This window comes from Neolewinella aurantiaca, from assembly GCF_008014675.1.
Lineage (GTDB): Bacteria > Bacteroidota > Bacteroidia > Chitinophagales > Saprospiraceae > Neolewinella > Neolewinella aurantiaca.
In genome coordinates this window covers 159,399-180,917 of record NZ_VOXD01000003.1, presented here as the reverse complement: position 1 = coordinate 180,917, position 21,519 = coordinate 159,399, and the positions used below count along the sequence as shown (strand labels likewise).

At 51.8% G+C, this 21,519-nt stretch carries 18 protein-coding genes and 3 tRNA genes; 11 read left to right on the top strand and 10 right to left on the bottom strand.

The window, feature by feature from the left end:
• The first annotated feature begins 52 nt into the window (after positions 1 to 52).
• The gene (locus FUA23_RS03085) at positions 53 to 814 is read left to right on the top strand and encodes a S24 family peptidase (RefSeq protein WP_147929240.1); all 762 of its coding nucleotides are present in this window, start codon (positions 53 to 55) and stop codon (positions 812 to 814) included.
• A 29-nt stretch (positions 815 to 843) separates the two neighbouring features.
• On the opposite strand, the gene FUA23_RS03080 is transcribed toward FUA23_RS03085, so the two are convergent.
• A complete protein-coding gene (locus FUA23_RS03080) occupies positions 844 to 3,237 on the bottom strand; it encodes a glycoside hydrolase family 3 N-terminal domain-containing protein (RefSeq protein WP_222706983.1) in 2,394 nt (797 codons plus the stop codon).
• A 784-nt stretch (positions 3,238 to 4,021) separates the two neighbouring features.
• Between FUA23_RS03080 and FUA23_RS03075 the strand changes: the two genes are divergently transcribed.
• The 8 genes from FUA23_RS03075 (at position 4,022) to FUA23_RS03040 (ending at position 12,417) form a co-directional block, all read left to right on the top strand.
• A complete protein-coding gene (locus FUA23_RS03075) occupies positions 4,022 to 5,308 on the top strand; it encodes a phage integrase SAM-like domain-containing protein (protein ID WP_147929239.1) in 1,287 nt (428 codons plus the stop codon).
• 223 nt (positions 5,309 to 5,531) lie between these two features.
• The gene (locus FUA23_RS03070; RefSeq protein ID WP_147929238.1) at positions 5,532 to 6,974 is read left to right on the top strand and encodes a hypothetical protein; all 1,443 of its coding nucleotides are present in this window, start codon (positions 5,532 to 5,534) and stop codon (positions 6,972 to 6,974) included.
• A gap of 219 nt (positions 6,975 to 7,193) precedes the next feature.
• On the top strand, positions 7,194 to 7,763 hold the full coding sequence (locus FUA23_RS03065) for a hypothetical protein (RefSeq protein ID WP_147929237.1): 570 nt from the start codon (positions 7,194 to 7,196) through the stop codon (positions 7,761 to 7,763).
• A gap of 162 nt (positions 7,764 to 7,925) precedes the next feature.
• Complete coding sequence (locus FUA23_RS03060) at positions 7,926 to 8,336, top strand: hypothetical protein (protein WP_147929236.1); 411 nt, start codon at positions 7,926 to 7,928, stop codon at positions 8,334 to 8,336.
• Between the two features lie 39 nt (positions 8,337 to 8,375).
• Complete coding sequence (locus FUA23_RS03055; RefSeq protein ID WP_147929235.1) at positions 8,376 to 9,542, top strand: phage major capsid protein; 1,167 nt, start codon at positions 8,376 to 8,378, stop codon at positions 9,540 to 9,542.
• 388 nt (positions 9,543 to 9,930) lie between these two features.
• Entirely contained in the window at positions 9,931 to 11,631 is a 1,701-nt protein-coding gene (locus FUA23_RS03050) for a hypothetical protein (protein ID WP_147929234.1), read from the top strand.
• On the top strand, positions 11,631 to 12,128 hold the full coding sequence (locus FUA23_RS03045) for a nuclease-related domain-containing protein (RefSeq protein WP_147929233.1): 498 nt from the start codon (positions 11,631 to 11,633) through the stop codon (positions 12,126 to 12,128). The genes FUA23_RS03050 and FUA23_RS03045 overlap by 1 nt, the downstream gene beginning before the upstream one ends.
• Complete coding sequence (locus tag FUA23_RS03040; protein WP_147929232.1) at positions 12,118 to 12,417, top strand: helix-turn-helix domain-containing protein; 300 nt, start codon at positions 12,118 to 12,120, stop codon at positions 12,415 to 12,417. Before FUA23_RS03045 ends, FUA23_RS03040 begins: the two co-directional genes overlap by 11 nt.
• Positions 12,418 to 12,486: 69 nt before the next feature.
• On the opposite strand, the gene FUA23_RS03035 is transcribed toward FUA23_RS03040, so the two are convergent.
• A tRNA-Arg gene (locus FUA23_RS03035) sits at positions 12,487 to 12,559 on the bottom strand.
• A gap of 59 nt (positions 12,560 to 12,618) precedes the next feature.
• Complete coding sequence (locus FUA23_RS03030; protein ID WP_147929231.1) at positions 12,619 to 13,869, bottom strand: hypothetical protein; 1,251 nt, start codon at positions 13,867 to 13,869, stop codon at positions 12,619 to 12,621.
• Between the two features lie 276 nt (positions 13,870 to 14,145).
• Between FUA23_RS03030 and FUA23_RS03025 the strand changes: the two genes are divergently transcribed.
• Positions 14,146 to 15,090 carry an alpha/beta fold hydrolase gene (locus FUA23_RS03025; protein ID WP_147929230.1) on the top strand — a complete coding sequence of 315 codons (945 nt, stop codon included), beginning with the start codon at positions 14,146 to 14,148 and terminating at the stop codon, positions 15,088 to 15,090.
• On the opposite strand, the gene FUA23_RS03020 is transcribed toward FUA23_RS03025, so the two are convergent.
• The 5 genes from FUA23_RS03020 to FUA23_RS03000 form a co-directional block, all read right to left on the bottom strand.
• Positions 15,087 to 16,235 (bottom strand): class I SAM-dependent methyltransferase, encoded by a 1,149-nt coding sequence (locus tag FUA23_RS03020; RefSeq protein ID WP_187270865.1) that lies wholly within the window; start codon positions 16,233 to 16,235, stop codon positions 15,087 to 15,089. The two genes, FUA23_RS03025 and FUA23_RS03020, sit on opposite strands and share 4 nt — an antisense overlap.
• 263 nt (positions 16,236 to 16,498) lie before the next feature.
• Positions 16,499 to 16,921, bottom strand: coding sequence for a hypothetical protein (locus tag FUA23_RS03015; protein WP_147929228.1), 423 nt, complete (start codon positions 16,919 to 16,921; stop codon positions 16,499 to 16,501).
• Position 16,922: 1 nt separating this feature from the next.
• A complete protein-coding gene (locus FUA23_RS03010) occupies positions 16,923 to 18,287 on the bottom strand; it encodes an MATE family efflux transporter (RefSeq protein WP_147929227.1) in 1,365 nt (454 codons plus the stop codon).
• Between the two features lie 52 nt (positions 18,288 to 18,339).
• Entirely contained in the window at positions 18,340 to 18,825 is a 486-nt protein-coding gene (locus tag FUA23_RS03005; protein WP_147929226.1) for a hypothetical protein, read from the bottom strand.
• Positions 18,822 to 20,030 carry a sulfite oxidase gene (locus FUA23_RS03000; RefSeq protein ID WP_246144006.1) on the bottom strand — a complete coding sequence of 403 codons (1,209 nt, stop codon included), beginning with the start codon at positions 20,028 to 20,030 and terminating at the stop codon, positions 18,822 to 18,824. Before FUA23_RS03000 ends, FUA23_RS03005 begins: the two co-directional genes overlap by 4 nt.
• Before the next feature lie 235 nt (positions 20,031 to 20,265).
• Here FUA23_RS03000 and FUA23_RS02995 point away from each other — a divergent pair, with 235 nt between their 5' ends.
• Positions 20,266 to 20,901 (top strand): hypothetical protein, encoded by a 636-nt coding sequence (locus tag FUA23_RS02995; protein ID WP_147929224.1) that lies wholly within the window; start codon positions 20,266 to 20,268, stop codon positions 20,899 to 20,901.
• 334 nt (positions 20,902 to 21,235) lie between these two features.
• Here the strand turns inward: FUA23_RS02995 and FUA23_RS02990 are convergent.
• Positions 21,236 to 21,310 (bottom strand) — tRNA-Pro (locus FUA23_RS02990).
• Between the two features lie 30 nt (positions 21,311 to 21,340).
• Positions 21,341 to 21,431, bottom strand: a tRNA-Ser gene (locus FUA23_RS02985).
• Between the last annotated feature and the right edge of the window lie 88 nt (positions 21,432 to 21,519).

Here is a 21,519-nt window from a genome sequence, read left to right as displayed (position 1 = left end):
CGGGAGGTTTTTTCCCCACCTTCTCACCTACGTGGTTTACCGCTATTTACGGATGCACCACAACCATAATTCCCCTTCGATGATCAGTCCGGAACGACTTGCCCTGAATAAACGCTTCGTAGAAGCTTTCGAGAACCTGATTGAGCGTAGAATGATCATACCTAACGACCGCAACGGAAGAGGCATCGGAGATGTCGCTGCTGTTGTCCTCAACAATCGGGGCTATGGACACATCATAAGTGCATTTCTAAAAGAAGGTGATAAGCGTTGTATTAACCACGAACAGGCAAAACGATTTTGCCGGAAATACCACGTCAACGAAGATTACGTATTGCACGGCAGAGGCAGTCTGCTGAGCCCTGACCAATCGGATTTCCCTACACTGGGAGACACAAACGTACGCACCAACGTTACCTTGTTTTCGCGGGAAGCATTTGCCAGTGATCAGCTCGACACCGACCCTTCTGTAAGGGAGCAGCAGGAGCATTATCGCCTGCCGGGCCTCGAGGGCAGTAATTATGTCGCTTTTCCGGTAAAGGGCAATTCGATGGAGCCACTTATCAGGGACAAAGAGATCGTTGTTTGTGAACCACTCGAAAGCCCCAAGGACCTGCAAAGCGATAAGATATACGCGGTTGCTTCCGACGGAAAAGTATGGATCAAGTTCGTACAGCAACTGCCCGACACCAAAAACGCACAAAACAGGCTGAACCTCATTTCAGCGAACTACATCGAACACGCTCCGATTCTGCACGAGGCCAACGAAACCACGCGGTTTTATAAGGTCGTTCGTTGCATCAAAGAATTCAATTAAGACCGTCAGGCGGAACCCGCCAGGCGGGGCTAACGCACCCGCAGTGCTACCGCCTGCAAATCTTCCTTCCGCGAACTGGTACCGACCATAATGTCGAAATCGCCCGGTTCAACGATCCACTTCATTTCCGGACCGAGGTATTCCAGTTGTTCAGGCCCCAGGTCGAAGGATACCACTTTGCTTTCTCCCGGCGCGAGTAATATTTTCTCAAAACCTTTCAACTCCTTTACCGGGCGGGTAACTGTACTGAAGCGGTCCCGGATGTACAACTGGATCACCTCAGATCCAGTACGATCACCTGTGTTTGTAACCGTCACGGAGACCTTGCCCGTTTCTTTTGTCCCGATCTCCGGTGCGGCCAGCGTCGGGGCAGAAACCTCAAAAGTGGTATAACTCAGCCCGAAGCCAAAGGGCCATGCTGCGTTGACGTCATCAAAGAGGTATCCACGGCGGGCGGTTGGCTTGTAATTGTAGTAAGCAGGGATGTGGCCTGCGGAACGCGGGATGCTGATGGGGAGCTTACCGCCGGGATAGGATTGCCCCGCGAGGACGTCGGCCACGCTGTGGCCGGTCTCCTGCCCGAGATAAAAGCACTGAAAGACCGCAGCTGATTTTTCGACGACATTACTGATGTTCAGCGGCCGGCCACCAAAAACGAGGCTCACAATCGGCTTACCCAGTTTCGCCAATTCGTCGACCAATTCGTTTTGCAGCCCTACCAGCTCCAGGCTGGGGCGGTCTCCCCAGTGGCCTTCGGCCCATGCCTCGCGGCTGGTAAGTTCGTTGCCACCAAGGGCCAAAACGATTATATCCGCATCCCTTGCGGCCTTGACTGCAGCGGTAATTCGCAAACGATCCTCCTCTTCCCCTACTGCGATAACGGGGTCTTTGTACCAACTCCCCGGCTCTGTCACCCGTACCCCTTCTGAGTATACAACGTTGGTTTGGCTGCCGTCGAAATGGGCTTCGAGCCCCTGCCTCACTGTGATAAAATGCGCTGGTTCGTTGCTGTATCCGCCAAGCAGCACTTTATCGGCGTTCGGGCCAATTACTGCGATCGTTTCGAAGGTAGAACCAAGGGGTAAGATGCTGTCGTTTTTCAGCAAAATCATTCCTTCGGCGCCGGCTTTTCGTACCAACCGATCGTCTTCAGGAGTATTATCGAGGGCTTTCGCCGGGTCGAGGTACGGATTCTCGAAGAGGCCCCGGTCAAACTTCTGTTTCAGGATTCGCCCTACCGCCTGGTCCAGTACCTCTACCGGCAGGGAGCCATCTTTTACCGACGCAACAAGGGAAGGGTAAGCTTCCCGGTCGGGCAACTCGATGTCGACACCCGCAGATATTGCAGTGATAGCCGCGGCTTTCCAGTCGGGAGCGACCGCGTGGCGGTCAGTCAGTTCCTTCACGCCGTAATAATCCGAAACGACGGCGCCTTTATAGCCCCATTCATCGCGCAGCAGGTCGGTCAGCATCCATTTGTTTGCGTGACTGGGGATGCCGTTGACTTCGTTGTAGCTCGCCATGATGTTTCTTACCTCGGTATTCTTCACGATGTAACGAAAAGGTTGCAGGAACACTTCTCTCAGCGTTCTTTCGGAGATATTAGCCGGGGCGATGTTGTTCCCTCCTTCGGGTTCACCGTGGCCGGCCATGTGTTTGAGGGTGGCGAAGACTTCGCCTTCGTCCCATTTATCATCGTCTCCCTGGAAGCCGAGGACGGCTTGTAGTCCTATTTGTCCGGCGAGGTAAGGGTCTTCGCCAAGTGTCTCCTCTACCCTGCCCCAGCGGGGATCGCGGGCTACATCGACTACCGGCGTAAGGACGACGTGGGCGCCCCTGCTTGCAGCCTGGCGGGCGGCCATCGCGTACAACTCGCGGGTGAGCCTGCGGTTGAAGGTGGCCGCAACCGAAATGGGCTGCCCCCAACTGGTCGCATGCTTAGCGGCCAAGCCGTGGAGGCTCTCCTCGTGCATCAGCGCAGGAATGCCAAGACGGGTTTCCTCCACAAGCCACCTTTGGATGGTATTGACGTAGGCCACTTCCTCTGCTCCCGTCCGGCCGGCGTCTGCTCCGCCAGATGTCTCGCTGGGCCGTGTAATGTGGCCGATACCGTGCGGCATCAGGGTTCGGGCACTGTCTGGGTTGAAGCTGAAATCCTCGTTATCCATCCGGCGCTTATCGTTCCAGACTGCGGTGACCTGAGCGACCTTTTCCTCTACGGTCATTCTGGCCAGGAGGTCGTTGATCCGGTTGGTCACCGAAACAGCCGGGTCACGGTAGGAGGCAGACTCGGACGGTTTACCCGTCTTTCCCGACGGGCCTTCGGAGACTTCCGTCGGCGTGGTTTCGGAACCTGGGTTGTCGTCTCCACAGCCATCGATAGCGGCCAGAAAAGGGAGCATCAGGAATAACAGTAGGCGCATGGGAAAAGAAGTTAAGCAGAGGCAATTTAGGGTTTCCGGACCAGATCGTTGTTCTGCAGGGCGCAATCGCAGGTGCAAAGGCGGTTTTTCAACAGGTCAATGCTGCGCAGGTCACTTCCGTTTACCGGGGTTCCGGGTAAACGCCGTAAAGCCCCGTTTGGTGTGTATCACTTAGTGTACTGCTACCACGAACTTATCCTCTGCCATGTCTTCCCAACGATCAACGCATAGGATGCATTAAGTCGTCTACCCCAACCCCTCCTAACGGGAGACGGGCTCGTGTAAACGCTATACGTTTTGGGGTTGCCAGCTGTTAGCGGTAATTATGCTTTCGAGCTAAAAACTTGAAATCGATTCCTGTACGTTAACCCCCCTCACGTCTTCCTTCTGCAGAAGGCCGCTCAGTAAGAGCGGCAGGGAGAGTCGTGCATTTCATTGTACACTCCCCGATTGTGTCCGCAGACTGTGGTAAACCTGCTCTTACGATAGCTCTGGTGATACATCCTCACTCCAACAACGCCTTGCACCTGCGCGCCCGCAAAGGCCCTAAAGCACTGTATATCACAACTTAACCCAATAAAAAAAGCTCCGATCAAAATGAATTGATCGGAGCCTGGTGAGCCCGGCAGGATTGGGCTTTTAGTACAATTTATGGTAAAAAAGCAGCCTGTTTTTACTAAAATTCTGATTTACAGCATTTTAAGTAAAAACAGTTTTTGTTTTTAGTATTAACCCTACTAACTACCTGATACCTCAAGCGATACCTTTACACAAAATAATTACCATGCGTAGAGCACCAACGTTTATTGTTTTAAACAAAATAGAGGATGAATTTAACCCTATCCGAATGTCCGTTTCACTCACAGAGGGTAAAAGAGCACACGTTGCTACCGGAGAATACGTAAAGGTGAAGCATTGGGATAAAAAGAGTTGCCGCATTAGTGATCGGTACGTTGACCTTTATCCTGACTACTCATTTGTAAATCAACGTTTGGATGACTTAACTCATTTTACGGTTTCACTTATTACTGATTATCGGAGACGTAAAGAACTGTATTTACTTACCCCTGAAAAGTTCCGCTTTCTAGTAAAGAAGTTCTTACGGGATGGCGAAGCTCCAGAAGGATCAGCAACGGACGTACTAACCTATTATAAGAGTTACGTTGACCGAAGGCAGAAAGAGGCCCGGTTGAAGGATGGAACCAAAAAGCACGAATTAGCCAGCTACCGTGCATTTGAGCGTTTTGTAAAATCAGTTGGGTATCAAATCGGAATGGATGAAGTAAAGCTAAGCTTATTTGAGGCTTACCGAGACTTCCTAGGTAACGAGCCGTCCGCACCTTTAGATGTAACAATTTCACGCCACATGAAGCGACTAAAGGAGGCACTTTCTAAAGCCTACGTTGAGGGCTTAATACCTCAGTTCAACCCTAATGAGATAAAGTTATCTGCTCAACTTGGCCTAACTAGGCAAGCACGGGAAAACATTGCATTAGACAAAGACCAGCTAAACCGAATTATTGCTTTAGACCTTTCTCACCGGCCCGGTCTACGGAAACTGCGTGACCTGTTTGTTATCAACTGCTACTTAGGACTTCGCTTTAATCGCTGGCAGGAGATCAATGGTAAAAATATAGTTGAGACAGATGGAGTGAAGTTGTTAGAGATCATCACGAAAAAAGGGAAGGGTAAGAAGATTACCATTCCCGTTCACCCTACCGCAGACAAAATAGCCAGCAAATACGGCTGGAATTTTGGCCGGGTAATGACTAACCAAAAAGCAAATAAATATTTGCAGGAAATAGCTCAGATGGCAGGGTTTACAGAAAATTTCAAACGGGTTGCCCGCCGTGGTCAACGAGACACCGTTGAGCAAATCCCCATGTACAAGCTAATAAGCACCCACACGGCCCGCCGCACATTTGTAACAATTCACGCTGCAAACGGTATGCCCCTGACTGACATACAAGGGCTGACGGGACATGGCACCCGCGAAATGGTAGAGCACTATTCTAAAGAAACCCCAACGGCCCGCGCCGTTAGAATTGCAAAAAAATTCTTCAACAATTAAACCCCATTCTATGCAAAACTTAAATCTTAGCACCTCAGAGGAATTAGCCATGATGCAGAAACGAGTCATGATACTAACCGAAATCCTGAAAAGGTTGGAGCAACTTGAAATTGCAGTCAACAAGCGATCAAAGACCAACTAAAATAAAAAACCCCGCACCGATGCAAAAGCCGTGGAAAGCAACATCGGGCGGGGTATTCACTAAACAGTAAACATTGCAAAGATGAGACTTTTAAAGACAACGCCCAAAGACAGGGCGTTCTATAACGAACACGGTACCAACCTAAAAGCCTATTACACCATTGCTAACATCGGACAGTTCCTATCTGCTGCCTCTTTAGCTCTGGCAGTTTACAGCCTACTATCCGACGCAATCGCTGGCAGAGGGCTAAGTGTTGCCAGTACAGGAGTAGTTGCCGCCGCCGTGCTCATCGGTGTTTTCATCGAGCTGGCAAACAGGAAACTAGCAAAGCCATCTATTAGGCCGTGGGTTGTCAAAGATCAGTTTGCCGACGATCCCGATAAAAGGAAGCGTCACAAGTTGGTGACAGGCTTTAGTCGTGGTGGTTTGGTCATGGTTGGTTTGCTTTCGTTAGTGCTTTCCTTCATGGGTAGTATGGATGCCGGTAAACTGATTACCACAGAAGCACCGACTGCCAACCTTGACAGCCTACAACTAGCTTTTGCAGCAGATACCGCCGCCCTACTTACACCCTACACAATCCGGGCTAACGCTGCCCGTCAGCAGTTCAAAGCGACAAAGGCGAGCAATGAAAAGCTTTGGCAAGACTTCGCAAGTTGTGCGAGCAGAGGTAACGGTTATTGTAAGAAGATGCAACGCAAGTATGCACGGTTGATTGATGAAGCTGAGGCAGCATACAACGCCACCACAGCCATTATCGCTACCGAACGCGGGCAAGCCTTAACAGAGGCAATCAGAGGACGGAACGAAGCGACTAGCACGGTGAAGGCTGAAGCAAGCAAAGCAGCCTCGACAACAGCAGCTGAAGCCACGGCAAACGGTTACATCTTCGCCGTCCTGACCTTTGCGGGCCAACTGGTTTTTTATCTGATGTTCTATCTAATTCTTCAGATAGAAGCTGGTAGTGAGATAGCCGAAGAAATCGAGCCCAACGAGTTCCACAACCAACCATCGGTATGGGCTGACCTGAAGGCAGTAGTTAGCCACAGGATAGAACGTGGTGCACGTCGTTTGATAGCTTACATCTTCGGCACCCGTGAACGTCTGGATAGTGGTTTACCTTACGTGTCGCTGTGGACTGACTCTAAGCCAGATCGTGAGGCAACCACCGCACCACCCATAGCAACAGCACACACAAAAAACGAACCGCGATTTTATCAAAAAGCGGATGACCCACACACACAGAAACCGAGTGCGACCTTTAACACGCGAAATACACGCGAAATACACGCTGCACACAAGCCTCACACACACACGAAAAGCACACAGCAGACCCCTGAAGCGGCTAAAGCCTATTCGCGTCTGATGCAGTACCGTAGAAGGCTGGGTGAGCACACTCAGAAGGCTAAAGTGCAACAGCGTAAGACAGGAGAGATAAAGCCCCGGACAGCTGAAGCCATAGCGAACAACCAGCAATGGGTGAAGCACTACGAGCAACTACTAAACGACCTGACCAATGAGTAAGAGCACACAGCAGCCTGACCTGCTGCACGTCTTTGTTAGTGTAGGCATAGCTTTAATGCTGGTAGCCTTACTGGTTGGTGGGCCGTAGACGATGGGTAGGGGGGTAAAAAGTCTATCATCTTTCCGACAAAACATCGCCGCCCAAACCCCGTGTGAGTAAACGCACTTTTTGGACCTTTTTAACTTGGAACCAATTTTCATTATTAACCCAATACCACCATGTTACCACTATTTGAAATACAACAACTGTTTTCCCGGCTACTATCTGAAGCCAACCCAGCCGCTACCCTGTCAGACCTTGACCCTTTGACATTGGAAATGATACGCCGATTGGCTAAAGATCACGAAAGCCAGCTCCATTACTTCCATCACCTGAAGTTCGATAAGGAGGGCAGTCAATCCGGCTCACTCTGGCATCATACCACCTGCGAAGTTTGCGCGTCACGTCTACTTGATGCAATACACGTTATGACCTACGACCGCCCTACTGCAGAGAGGCATTTAAATGAGCTACCTGCAAAAGAGATAGCTCTTTACTATGCTTACTTGCATAATGCAGGTATTTACCACCCGGCAAATGAGTTTGGGGGGGTACTCGCTGCACATAAAGCAATAGGAGAAAAGCACGGTAAATCGGGGGGAACATTTAAAAATGCATGGGACGAAGTATGCACGAGAGGTCGTAGGGAAGGGGCCAATGGGATAAAAGGAATGATAAACAGAATTAGACATTACTTACCTCCTGTTGCTAGGGAAATAGCTGAGGCAGAATTGGCCCAGCTCAATTAGTGCACACGTGTGCACTCCCCTTTACCCCTACATTTGCAGTACAAGACAAAGCAATCAGGTAAACAGAGTCTGCCGGACCCGATGTGCAATTGCCTCACCTTTGCATTACAGTTAGTTAAAAGCTAAAAAGTACAATACCCTTTAACCAGTAAAAAAAAGATAATGAGAAACGAGAAAACAACCATCACGATGAGAGTAAAAGTTGACCACAAGGAAAGTCTGAAAGCTTGGTCCGAACGGCTGGGAATTAGCCTTACTCAACTCTATATGATTTTAGTTGGGCAGGTTGGCCCAGCTGAACTCAACAAACTGGTCTTGACTGAATTTGCCTGTAAACACCTGCAACGGTTGGGGTTGCCTTTAGATGCAATCCCCATTATAAGCACCTCACCCCATGCTCACAATATGTTTTGTTTTCTTCTGTCGTGTAGTGCGAAGATGGAACTGGCTGAGCTGACTGGTGACCTTGAAACAGCCGGAACAATGGCCCGCCAAATGGAAACTGCCGAAGTTGAATTACTCCGGGCCTTTGGTGCTGCCGTGAAAGAATATTACCCACAAGTATCTGAGTAATTAACCCCTTTTAATAACCCTATTAGTAAATACTGAATTATGAGATCAGAGAAAGAATTATTGGAAACACGAGCAAGAGTTTTGCGCGAACAAAAAACCCTGAATGACGATGTAAAAGGTCGTCAGATGACTGGATCGGAGGAACGCCGATGGAACCAACTGCAAGACGAAATCGACGAGCTTACAAGCGAGATCGAGAGCGGGCGCGTCATGAAAAGACGCATGGCAGCTAAAGAGGAGTTCCGGCAGTCCGGGCAACAGCCGGTAGGCACTATTCCAGCAAAAGCCGCCGGTATTCGCTCAATTATTGAGCAGGGAGTCACGAGCATTACTGAGGGTACTATTCATTCAGCAATGAAACGAGCCGTAACAAGCGCAACAGCAGCGAGTACAATTCAGGATCCAGCCGTTACAGGTGAGGTCATTCTAAAGCCGTTGCAAAATGGTGCACCGGGCAAACTGATGGTCGACATTCGAGACGGGGTTGCACAGAATACCTCTATTGCAAAGCTGACTAATTACGCAGGTTTCAACGTTCACGCTGAGACAGCAGAAATAGCAGCAGGGAACCTAACCGTTGCCCCTATTACGTGGAACCTAGTAAACTTTGCCTCCCGTGTAGACATGGCAAACAACGTTACCCGTGACGCTGTGACAGATTGGCCGGATGTCATTAACAACGCCTTCAACGCCGACCTAGAGCACACTATCACTAAACAGATTTTGTCTGGTGCTGGTGGTACAGAAATTACCGGCATTGACGGTTATATCGGCGTTCAAACTGTCGACGCTTCAGACAGTACGCTGACTTGGGACATGATTTTGCAATCAGTCCAAAAAGTACTGGCTAAAAACGTTGATCCGTCTAAAATTGCTGTCATCATGCACCCGGTTGCATGGCTTCAGCTGCAATCGCTGAAGGACACGCTCGGCCAGCAGATCACTAAGCCCGCTGGTTTGAGTGGAGTACCCATTGTTATACATACTGCGGTCGGCGTTGAGTACGGCGAAGACAACGACCAGACGCGGGTGTACGTTGGCGATTTCTCAACCTGTAAACTCGGTGTTGGTGGGAAGTACGAGATCACTTCTGAGAAATCAAAAGCAGATCATGACATGACCCAGTTCATCATGATTTACCGTGCGGATATGCAGTTGTTCCACCCTGAACATATTGTTCGGATTGAAAATGTAGCAACCGCTTAAGAGCCTTTTTTTCATAATGTGTTTTTGGTTAAGGGGGAGCGGCTGCACATACCGCTTCCCTGACCTAAAAGAATTCAATATGAGAGGCCCGGCTAAGGTTTTGAGACTTCCTGATCCGGGCCACTCATCCTAATGCGTGACGGGCTGTTAGCCTCCAATGCTGACGTGCTAACAGCCCACCCACGCTTTCCCCCGTCTGGCCACGCTGTGGCTTAGATGGCCTATAAAAAGTCTCATGTTAGACGGGCTGCAACGTCCGCTCCAACGTCAAAAAACCACAAAGCAGAAATACAGATTCTGCTGCCTCCCCTAATTTTTTAACCACCCTGTGTGGGGCAATAAAAAAGCCCTACCGGATTGCAGTCCTAGCAGGGCTAATAACTAAACTATGCCTGAACATAGCCTAAAAACTAATGCCATAAAGGTACTAAAAATGCCGATGCCGGGCAAGCTATTTAAGCACCCAGATCGGGTTTCAAATGGCGCGACGACCCCCACTAAGTATATCGGGGGTTCTCAGGACACCGGGACGGAATCAAACGCCACCGGAGGCCCAAAGATTGAGCACGGCCCACAGGCTATTGCTTGTGATAAGTTTGTAGCCACATTGAGCAATGCTCTGTTTTTAAGCGATGGGGAAACGCCACCTGACATTTTGAATTTACGCGATGGGATAGTCATTTCTTACGGGTTGGAAGACGCTGACGGATTGAGGACGGGCCGCACTAAAACTAAGTTTTACCGCGAAGCCTACACCGTCCGCATAGACGGGGAACGTGTGGCGAAGTTGCTGCAACGAAGTAACGACGGTTGTGGATATTCTGAATTGACAATGTACAATCATGTTTTGTACCGAAAGGGATGGACAAACTACGTTGTCCGGTTACTTCGCAAGCTGGATGCAGTTGTCCACCAATATACCGGCATTGATGTTGCAATCGACGGGTATAATTATCTTGACAAAGTGCATCGAATCTGGTTAGAGGAAGACGTAAAGAACTTTGGCCGTAGTAGTCTACGACCTTTCTTCGACTCTACTGGAAAAATATTAACCGGGCTAGATATTGGGGCTAAGTCAGCAGATAACAGACTGACGATTTATGATAAGTCTCCTGAGTTTGAAACGAAGCCCTACCAAAAAGAAAATTGTGAGCGGTTTGGACTAGACACGTCCAAACCTATACACAGAAACGAAGTAAAACTTAGGGCTGCTGTTTTGCGTCGCTTCTGTGGCTTTCCTCCTGATGATGTCCGCACGACTTTTATCGCCTCTAAAGAGTACGAGCTTAACAGCAAGGAAGCCATAAAGGAGTTTAGCCGCTCGATAATCGAACGGAGAGATAACGACATAGCACAGGCGAGAAAGGATGCCAGAGACGCTATAAACGCCCTAGATGACTATTACGGCCCCGAAGCTAACAAGATACGTTTAGAGCGCGAGACGGTTGTCTGTTCGATCCGCAGGAAGTACAGAGAAGAAAGGTTGGTGCTGAATGCTGCAAAAGCCGATAGCAAGGTTGAAGACATCGAGTACATCGAATCAGTAGATAATTCTATTGACGACCTGTTGAACGGGAATTTTGACTTTAGACAATTAGAGAATCTATCTGTCTTGGCTGACATTCACAAACGCAGTTCTCGCAGTCTTTTGAAGATCCGCAAAGGGACAAATAAAAGGGCTGACAGAAACGAAAAGATAGAAGTAGTGAATTACGATGCTTTCGGAGCAATGGATGTACAGTTATCCCCATTGACGAAAGAACCTAAACCTATCTGGGGAGTACAGAGGAAAATATCGTTTGACATCCGCGCAAGCTATGCTGAATTAGACTTAATGACTGGAAATGCGCAGTTTGAAAAAGCCATGGCAGATTGTCAGAAAACAGCCCGTAAATACGGGATTGTGGACTGGTTCACCTCACACATCCCTAAATGGAAGGAAGACAAAGAATACCACGATGCTATCAAAAGAGCAGTACAGTCCGCCCCTGCAAGATGGAATACAGCCAGTTTAGGCTTTTGGATGCCACGGCCCGGAACTACTGAAGGCACACTTAACAAATCACAGCACCCCGAAACCGCCGCATAATGACCTTCCAACAACTACCCACAACCCAACGTGGCGACGCTGGAGAGGCGATTGCAGACAGCTATTTTGCCGCGCAAGGTTGGCACGTCTATTCTCCGCCCATCGGCCCCGCCCACCCTATCGACCGAGTACTGATGACCGAGCACGGAGTTTTTGCCGTAGACGTGAAAACTTACCCGCGCCAATACTCCCGACCATGTACCGGAATAGATACCGGCGATCATGAAAAGTACCTGACAATCGAAGCTACCGGTTTACCTGTGGTCCTGTTTTTCATAGATGCTTTTGAGGGTTGCATCTACTCTGGCAGATTGTCCAGACTGAAGGCAGCAGCAAAGCACCATTCAGGGAAGACGTACTACCCGCTTCAGCTGATGACGTTTACCCGCCGCCTAACAGCAAAAGAACTAAGTGACCTTGCACAACCGCAAGACAGCAGATACCAACTAACCAGACCATTTTTCGCAATCAATAAACCCGCCACCGATGCAGATTAGCACTTTAGCCCACATGGGGGAAGATGACTTTCGGCGGATCGTGAGGGAAGAAATGGCAAACCGCCATCCTTATGAGTTCCCAGGTCAAATTTCAGAAGTTGAAATCTTTGAAAGGTTGGAAGCTGTGACAGTAAAGCAGGCCGCAAAGATGTTAAGGGTAAGCCCAGGCACCGTAAGGAACTGTCTTGCAGATGGTAGACTTGAAGCAATAGACGGCGCACACGGCGCATCAGTAGACGTGCGATCAGTCATAAAATTCGCAAAGGTGAGGGCCGCAAATGGTTTGTGACAGGAAAATGACAATGATACCTAAAAACAAAAAATCGGCCATAAATCATTGATTTACAGCCGATTAGTGTGAGCCCGGCAGGATTCGAACCTGCGACCGCCAGATTAGAAGTCAGGTGCTCTATCCCCTGAGCTACGGGCCCGCTCGGGCGGCGAAGGTAATACCTTTTACTTTTACCTTGCCCGCCAAAAACAGGAAAGTTTACCGGGAAGTTGCATTCATACGCCCTGCGATGCGGATAAACACACTAATAGTAGCGTAAGATTCGAGCGCCACCCCGCGTGGTTCCCGGGTTTTTACGGTGAATGGCATCCGCAGATCGATATGCTCATCGGTATAGGCCAGGATGGGATAATGGCCGGCCGGATTGCCATCTTCACCCAGAGTGATGAGGTAATTGCCGTCTGAAGAAAGCCGCCATTTCCGGTTCATCAATAAGCGATCACGAACAACGACGATGAATTCGCCTCCGGGTATGGCGGAAAACTCCAACTCCGAAAGTTCGTCGAACTCAATGCCCTTATAATCATCCTGATAAGCGTAGGAAACCCTGGACGAATCTATCGGAGCGTAGCTGGTGTCGGCCGTTACAATCCCTGAATTGATCCGGTCGGCAAAATCCATTTCAGTAGCATCCGCACTTACTGGACCTCGTAGTACAAGTGGCATATCTACTCTTTCGTAGCGTCCGTTTTCTACTTCAAAATAGGAAGCAATCACTGTTCCGCGCTCGTCTCTGCTGTAAGTGTACTTCTTTGAGCTGTAGCTCCCAGGTGAAGAGATGAAAGAGAACCGGTCATCCCGCATTCCGATTACCCGGTCTCCGCCGAAGCTCATTCCTCCCCGTTTGAGGTATGACCGTTCGTCCCGAAAACCGGATGATTCCTCAACGAAATACTCCATTTTTTCACCTTTCTTCCTCCCATATCTATGAATAGTGACCCCAAAATGCACCTGCATCGTATCACCGCCGGGGAAAGCGCAGCTAAAGGTTTGTCCCGTAAGCTCGCCGAAAGCAATCTCCCGCCTTTCATTCTTTTTGGCCTCGAACACCCATTCTCCTCTGAGGCTGTCGCCATAGTAAGCCGCTACGCTGAGCGTAGTACCCACACCCTGGCTCAACTTTAGCCCCGCTAATGTGTCCGGGTGGTAATTATCCGTGAACATCCGGTACATCCGCGGCATACCGGTTAATGAAGTTTTGGTTTCGTTGTTCACCATCACGGAATCCCCCTTTATCTCCAGGATGTCTCCCGGAGAGAACAACTCCCGGTGCAACCGAAGAGAAAGAGGTAACTTCTCAGGCACTTTCAGGTTTTCATTGATCGGCAAGGGATTGCTCAACGAGAACTCCCACTCCTGTCCGCTGGGATCAAATGCAGTAGCATCTTTCCCGCCGCAGGCGAAAAAGAGAAGAGACAGGGCCACGAGGGCCAGTTGAGGTTTAGGCATGGGTGTAAGTGTTTAAGGCTGGAACGGGTACAAAAGTCGGGGTCACACGGGCAATACCGGGCGTCACTCCTATGAAAATGCAAAAGTCTGTTTAGTTGGTGTGTGGGGTAGAAAATTAACATTTCCTGAGGCCGTCGTCAACCCTTTCCGGGTGGCCACATCAACGGTTCCCAGTGCTGAATATCACACACAACCTCGCCCGGGGTGGCGAATTGAAGCTTCAATTCAATTCTCCCCGTGCGAACACATGAGCCTGCTATTTTGTATCCAACCAAGATGAAACTCTTCAGGAAACCAAGAAAAAGAAACTTTTTCATTCCCCTTCTGGTGCTCGCCATAATTGGCGCGGGCTATGTCTTTAACCGCCTCAGAGAGGTTACCCGCTCGCAATGGGACGACAACCAAATGACCGCTGTTTTCAACAGCGGCGAATACGGAGAGGCTACCCTAGGTTATCTGGAAGGGCCCAGCCGAAAAATTCGCTTCCTGCAGATCGGCGAAGACCCGGACAAGCCGATGGTCGTTTTCATCCACGGTTCTCCGTCCAGCAGTTCATTCTGGGCCAATATGATGAAAGACAGCGCGCTGAGGGCGGAAGCAAACCTACTGGCCATCGACCGGCCCGGATACGGCGGCAGTGGCCTTGGCCAGGCCATGATTTCGGTGAAAGAACAAGCCGAAAACGTAGCAGAAATCATCAGGCGACGACGCCCCGGCAAGGACAAACGACTCGTCCTGCATGGCAGCAGTTACGGCGGCACCGTCAGTGCCCGCATCGCGATGGATTACCCCAAAGAGATTGACGGCGTGTTGCTGCAATCGGCCAGCACCGCCCCTCTGGAGGAATTCACGTACTGGATCTCCTACCCTTCTAACCACTGGAGCCTCCGCTGGCTCATGCCTAAGTCCATCCAAACGGTCAATACCGAAAAGCTGAATCACCAACCCCAACTCGAAGAGATGGCCGACGGCTGGAAGAACATCACCGCGCAGGTCGTAATTGCGCACGGTACGGCCGACTGGCTGATCTATCCGCCCAATGCTTACTACTCCTGCGATCAGCTCGTCAACGCCGAAGAAGTAATCCACCACATGCTTGCCGGTAAGAAGCACAACCTGATCCGGACGGCCCCTGACCTGCTCAAACATTACATCCATTACCTCCTGCAGGAGCCCGTTCAGGACAGCATCCCGCCCGCGGCGGCAGTATTGACCGATTAGCAGCAGCGGTAAATTTCAAACTTTTCATTCTCAGCAACCACCAGTACCTCGTCGAAATAGCGACGAAGGTGCGTGCCGTAGTTGAGGTGGCGGTTGGCCACCACCACCAGATGACCTCCCGGATCGAGCCGGTCGCAGGCAGCCAAAAACAAATCGGTACTTACACTGATGTCGGTCTGAAACTCGTCGTGAAACGGCGGATTGGTAACGATGAGGCTGAAGCTTTTAGGTTCAGAAATTTCGCTCAGCGCTCCCGCAGAAACAACCTTAGAGCGATCAGAATAGCCATGATCGGCGAGGTTCATCCTGGCAGAAGCAGTTGCTACCCGGGAAACATCGTAGGCCGTCAGCTGTGCTTCAGGATAACGGCCCAGCAGGTAATCACCGATGATGCCGTTGCCGCACCCCGCATCAAGAATCTGGGTGGGAGCAGACAGTTCGGCCAGGTGATCATTGGTCGACCATTCTTCGAGCAAAAACTGGGTAGCGTAGTCTATGTGGCTCGCGGAAAAAACACCGGGGTACTGCTGGTATTTAATCCCCTCGAACTCAGACTCAATCAAAGAAATTTCCGGAGGAGTAACGGCAAAAAAATCATCCAGCATGATCAGCCGGGCCTTTTTGTAGGCACGACTTTGGGTGACGGAAGCGGCGTATTTGGCAGCGATCTCCAGTAGTCGGGGGGTGAAGTGACGGGTCTGGAAGGCACACGCCAGTTTGGTTTCCGGAGTAGCCCTCAGGGCTACGTTGCGGAGGTAGAGTTCGAAGAGCTCCAGGGATTTAGGAATCTGCAGAAGATTGATGCTGGTTCCTCTGGCCGGAGTTTCCAGCAGGTTTTCGTTCGCTGGTGCAGTTCCGGTTTTGTTCCGTTCGTAGCTGGCCAGCAGCCGTTGGTGGTGGAGGTAATTGTTGCTGACGAAGCGTTTATTTTGGGCGCCGACGCAGGTGCAGAGAACGCCTTCCCGGTCGTGGTACACCGAGACGGGCTCCGTTGCAAGATCAGCGCATTGCTCTGCCGCCCAGTTGAGGAGCAATTCATCTGCGGGCTTGAGCTTCGGCTCCTTCGGCGAGCCGCCGAGGGCGTTGGCCGGGAAGGTCAGAGATTGGCCATTATGGTTTACGGACAGAAGTTTCGGTTTGCGCATGGCGCGAAGGTAGCGCCTTAGCGTGGCAGTCTGCATTTCTTCCGCCGGGAAGTGTGAATAACAAATTGCACGAACGAAAACACAGGGGCGAGCCCCTGTGCTACAAGAGACGGACCTCCGGACCTGAACAGTCCCGACATTTGCGTGGATTCCTGCAATTTGTAATCACACCCGCCGGAACCCCCGTTATTCCGTAGGCGCGGCTTCAGCCGCTGGCTTTCACCTGGCGCTACCCTGCGTTGCCGGTTACACCTCTTGGAGCCCTACGGGATTATCTCACCTTGAGGAACAAGCGAATAAAGCGGTCTCCTGGCGGCATTGGAGAGATCAATGTGGCGCTCCCCATCTACGTAAAAACCTCCTGTTATAATATGGCCCCGGAGGGAAATACTGTCCATTCTGAACTCGATCACGTCTCTCAACATCAAGGGCTGAAACTCCGTTCCAGGGAATAAATGATCTGGCAAAAAACCACCTTGTTTATCAATCAATATATCGCCACGCTTCCCTGACCTACTGCGAAAAGAGAGGGTATAATACTGAGAAAACGTAGTACTATCTATCGCTTTTATTTTCAGGACGACAACCCGCTGCTGATGATTCCCCAGCAACCAACCGTTTCGCTGGCAGCCAACAAACGACAACAACAGTATGCCGGCAATTACACGCAGTAGATGGTGTCTCATATCAACCCGTTTTTGCACCCGCGTCCGCGCCCATGTTCCGCATCGCTCTCCGGACGAGGTAAACCAGCCAGATGGTGACTACCACGTCGATTCCGGTAGCCCCGTAGTAAACGCCGTCGAGCCCGAGGTAGCGGGGCAAAACAAGCATCACCGGCACAAAAAACACGAGTTGACGGGCCACGCCAACGTAGCTCGCATACTTGGGCCGATTGATGGCCGGCAGCCAGGTCAGCGCATTGAACACAATCGGGAGAACGGGAAGGATGAACATATACAAGCGGAAAAACACTATATCCTGACTGGTAAAAACGAAGTCGGGCAGTACCAGCCGCAGGCTCAGTTCGGGAAAGATGTTCATGAAGATCCAAAAGGGGAACACCAGTAAAAAACCGGTACGGACAAATAGCCAGTAAGCCGATTTGGCCCGGTCCATTTGCCCCGCGCCGTAGTTCACTCCGGCGATGGGCTGCAACGCACGCATGAGACCAAAAAGCGGGGTCATCAGCAGCAGCATGATGCGGTTAGCCGCCGCGAAAAAAGCAAGGTCCCGCTCTCCGTCCGGGCTTACGCCAACGATGGCGTTGAAGACCACCATTGCCTGAATAAGGCCCATCATCCCCAGGATAAAGCCGGGGAACCCCAGCTTGAGTATCCGTTTGAACACTTCCGGGTGATAAGCCAGCGAAACGATGTCGCTCCGGAAGGAAGCCTTCCCCGACCGGAAGTAACGGACTTCCATGATGCAATACAACAGCATTCCTGCGTTAGACGCCCAGGCCGCACCCGCGATGCCCAGATCGAGGTATTTGATGAAAACTGGTGTGAGTACGAGGTTCAGTACCAACCCGTAGGCCATCATCCGGGCCGCTACATTCATCCGGCCTTCGCCGCGGATGATGAAGTTGAGCGACAGCCCGTAGGTCCACAGCGGAGCGGCCCACAGCGTAGCACGGAAATAGGTGACGCCATAGTTCAGTGCTTCGCCTTCGCCCCCCATCATCGTTACCATTTCGGTGGCGAAGAAATAACTCGGCACGGCAAACAACAGGCTTGTCATCAAAACAATCAGGTTACCGTTGGGCAGGATCCGGGCCTGCGTCTCTTCGTCTTCTTCGCCGATGGCGATGCTGAGCAGGTTGGCCGCCCCGGTCCCCGCGAGGTTTGCCAGGCCCATCGTAAGGCCCACCAGCGGATACGCCAAAGCGATACCAGCCAGGGCCGACTCGTTCATGAGCTGCCCCACGTAAACTGTATCCATGAAGGCATTGAGGCCGTACAGCATCATGGCAGCGATGGCCGGCAGTGCGAGTGTCCACATCACTTTAGGCAAAGGGCCGTTCAATAGGAATGGACGTTGGGCGGTCACAAGCTGTTCTTTTGGTCGGTTAGGGCGCAAAAGTACGGCTTACTGGGTCGGCTTACTCCAATTCCAGCAAATACCATTCAATTGATTCCACATCTAAGCCGGCACGCCGGCCAACATCTTCCGGGGCGTAGTTGGTTGCGAGGTACTTTACGATAATCTCCTCGTTCTCTCCCAGATCGTGCAGATTCTGGGTGGCTTGCATCCAGCGGATGATTTCCGTCCAGCCGGCAGCAGTTGCCCGGTTTTGGGTAATCAGTTTGGCGGAGTGGCACGCAGTGCAGTTCCCCCGGACCGCCTCGAAGCCTTCGGCAAAAATCAGGCCCGTGGCGTCGTGAATTCCGTTGGTGACCTTTTCTTCCGGTTCTCCGCCTCCGCCCGTTCCGGGGCGGTAAGCTTTTTGTTCCATTACCGGCCGGGGGCGCAACATTTCGGTTACGGCATCACCAGCCAGCAGCCAGAAAAGGCAACAGAACAGCACACCGGCCACGAAGTTGATCGTGGTCAGCATTGCTCTCAGGGTATCGTAGGCTGGTCTCATTGGTCGGCTACTTTTACCGCAATACGGTGGCAGGCATTGTTGAGGTAGCCCCGGGGGTTCCATCCGGGCAATAGCATCGGCTGGCTGTTACCGCCGGCATCGGTAGCGCGGGCCCAGACTTCGTAGTATCCGCTTTGGGGAAAGTCTACCCGCGCAGAAAACAGTTGCCAGGCGTAGCGGTTGGCCGCATTCTCGAGCTTGCAGGCCTGCCAGCTTGCCCCGAAATCGATGGAGAACTCCATTTTAGTGATGGCAGCGGCGGCCGTCCAGGCTTTGCCACGGATAGGCAGGGTTTTGCCGGCGGCGATCGTTGCTCCGGTTTTCGGGAAAGTGATGAGGGATTTGACCGGCATTTCTTCGATGATGCACATCTCATCGTCAGGAACCACCCTTCCGGGAGGAACGGGTTTGCAGGGTACGCGGTACGACTGCCCCGTCATCTTGGGCCCGTCGTGTACGCGGTCGCGCACGACTATTTTATCCAGCCATTTACCCGAGCAGGACGCCGGGAAGCCGCCGAAGACCAGCCGCAGAGGATAGCCGTTGAGCATTGGCAGCGGCGCTCCGTTCATTTCCCAGGCGATGAGGCTTTCTTCTTCGAGCGCCTTGCGGATCGGGACGCCACGCGAGATGACCACTTTATCGGGGTCTCCGGAGAGGTGGGTGTCTTTGCCGTAATAACCAACGTACACCGCCGCGCTGGTGAGGCCGGCGTCGTTCAGGACATCCTTTAGCCGCACGCCCGTCCACCGGGCGCAACTGACTGCGCCGGTACTCCACTGGTTGCCCTTTGCGGGCGGGTTGAACTCGGAGCGGCCATTGCCGCCGCACTCCAGGGTGAGATCATAGCTCACTACCGGGAACCGGGTTTTCAGTTCCTGCAGGGTGTACGTTTTCTCGTTCCGGACGGCCTCGCCGCCGATGGTTAAGGTCCACGTTGCCGGGTTGGCGTTTTCGGGCGGCAGGCCGTTGCAGCGCACAAAGAACCGGTCGTTGGGGGTTAGGGCATCGTCCAGCATGTGGGCTGGCGTTTCGGCGTTGGGAGGTCGATCGTTCAAAATAACCATGCCCGGGTCTTTGCCGGGCAGACCGATAAGCGACATGCCATCGGGCAGGTTATCGGCAAAGACGACTTTAGTCCCCAGGGCGAGACCTAAAGTGGTCAGAGAAGCGGTACGAAGAAATTCTCGGCGGGAGTTTTGCATGGTTTCAAGACTTGATCGGGGCCGGAAGGTACGTATCCAGGCCTTGCTCTTCAAAAAAGAAGTCTGCATCCTGCGTCCGCGCCCGAAAATTACCCTCGTAGCGCAAGTGTGAACCTGTAAAAGATCGTGCAACAAGTTTTGGGCGCGCACGCAGGTGCGAAGAAAGTTAAGCGGCAAAGCAGTAACGGTAAGCCACAAAACCTCATCTTTGTGCTCCCCAAAAAACAACGAACTAATGCGTGCCACCATCTCCGCTCTCTTGTTGCTCATCCTGACGGCCTGCGGGCCCACCCCCGATCCGGAGCCCGTCGCTCCGCCCCCCACCCCTACCGACAAGCAGGTCACGGGCGATCCCGTCGTCGACAGTATCCGTACGGAGCAGGCCCGGATTGAGGAACTGTTCACCACCGGAATGTTGCAACAACAGAACGTGATGTACAACTGCGACGGCCTGATGGGAATCGCTGAACTCCACAAGAAGGATGGCCAGGTAGTACTCGTCCGTAACCGGTACGACGACGGTGAAAACCGGATCATCACCGACCGGTTTTACTACAAAGACAGCGTTCTTATCCACCAGTTCTCCGAAACCCTCCGTTGGGAGTTCGACGGTACAACCCGCCCCGATCAAAACGGTAATGAAGTGCCGGGGATAACCAATTACCTCGGTCGGTACCGCTATTACATTCAGGACGGCAAGGTGGTGAAATTCCTTAAGCGTAAGTTCGTCTTCTCCTCTTTCGAGCCCGAACCCGCCGAAGAGAGCTTCCCGCTCGAAGAAGCCACTCCTCCTTCAGTTCTGCCCTACCGCTCGCGCCTCGCTCAGTCTGCCATCGACGACAGTAAAGTCGACTGCTCGGTTTTTAAGTAGCAGGAAACAGCTCAATCCCCGGAGCTTATTCTTTAGGGCGTCGTAATACGGCGGAGGCGTGCCTCTGCGCGCTTACGGCTGCGCTGCGAAGAGGCCAGCTTCCCGGTGGGGTCGTTGCCGGACTATTTACAGTTCTATCCTCGGTTTCTCCCGTAGCATGCGCTGCGGGATGCCCCCGCATTCGTCGGGACGAGGCAGTAGGCCCCGGGCTGTCATTTTCGTCGTGTCCTTACAACCAGGAACTGAGGAGTGAGTAAGCCTGCGCTCAGAGGGCGAGCAGTCTGGGATAAACGAAAAAAGGCCATCAACAATGAAGTTGATGACCTTTTAATCGTCGGGGCACCAGGATTCGAACCTGGGGCCTCCTGTTCCCAAAACAGGTACGCTAACCGGACTGCGCTATGCCCCGATGAACGCCGCGAAGGCGTTCAGAAAATAATGGCGGAGACGGCGGGATTCGAACCCGCGGTACCCTGTTAGAGTACGTCGATTTAGCAAACCGGTGGTTTCAGCCACTCACCCACGTCTCCAAATGCTTGTATTGAGTTAACGACTTTTCGTTAACCGGAAGTTGCAGTGTGTTACTGTTCCTCCCTTAAGCGGACGCAAATTTACGCG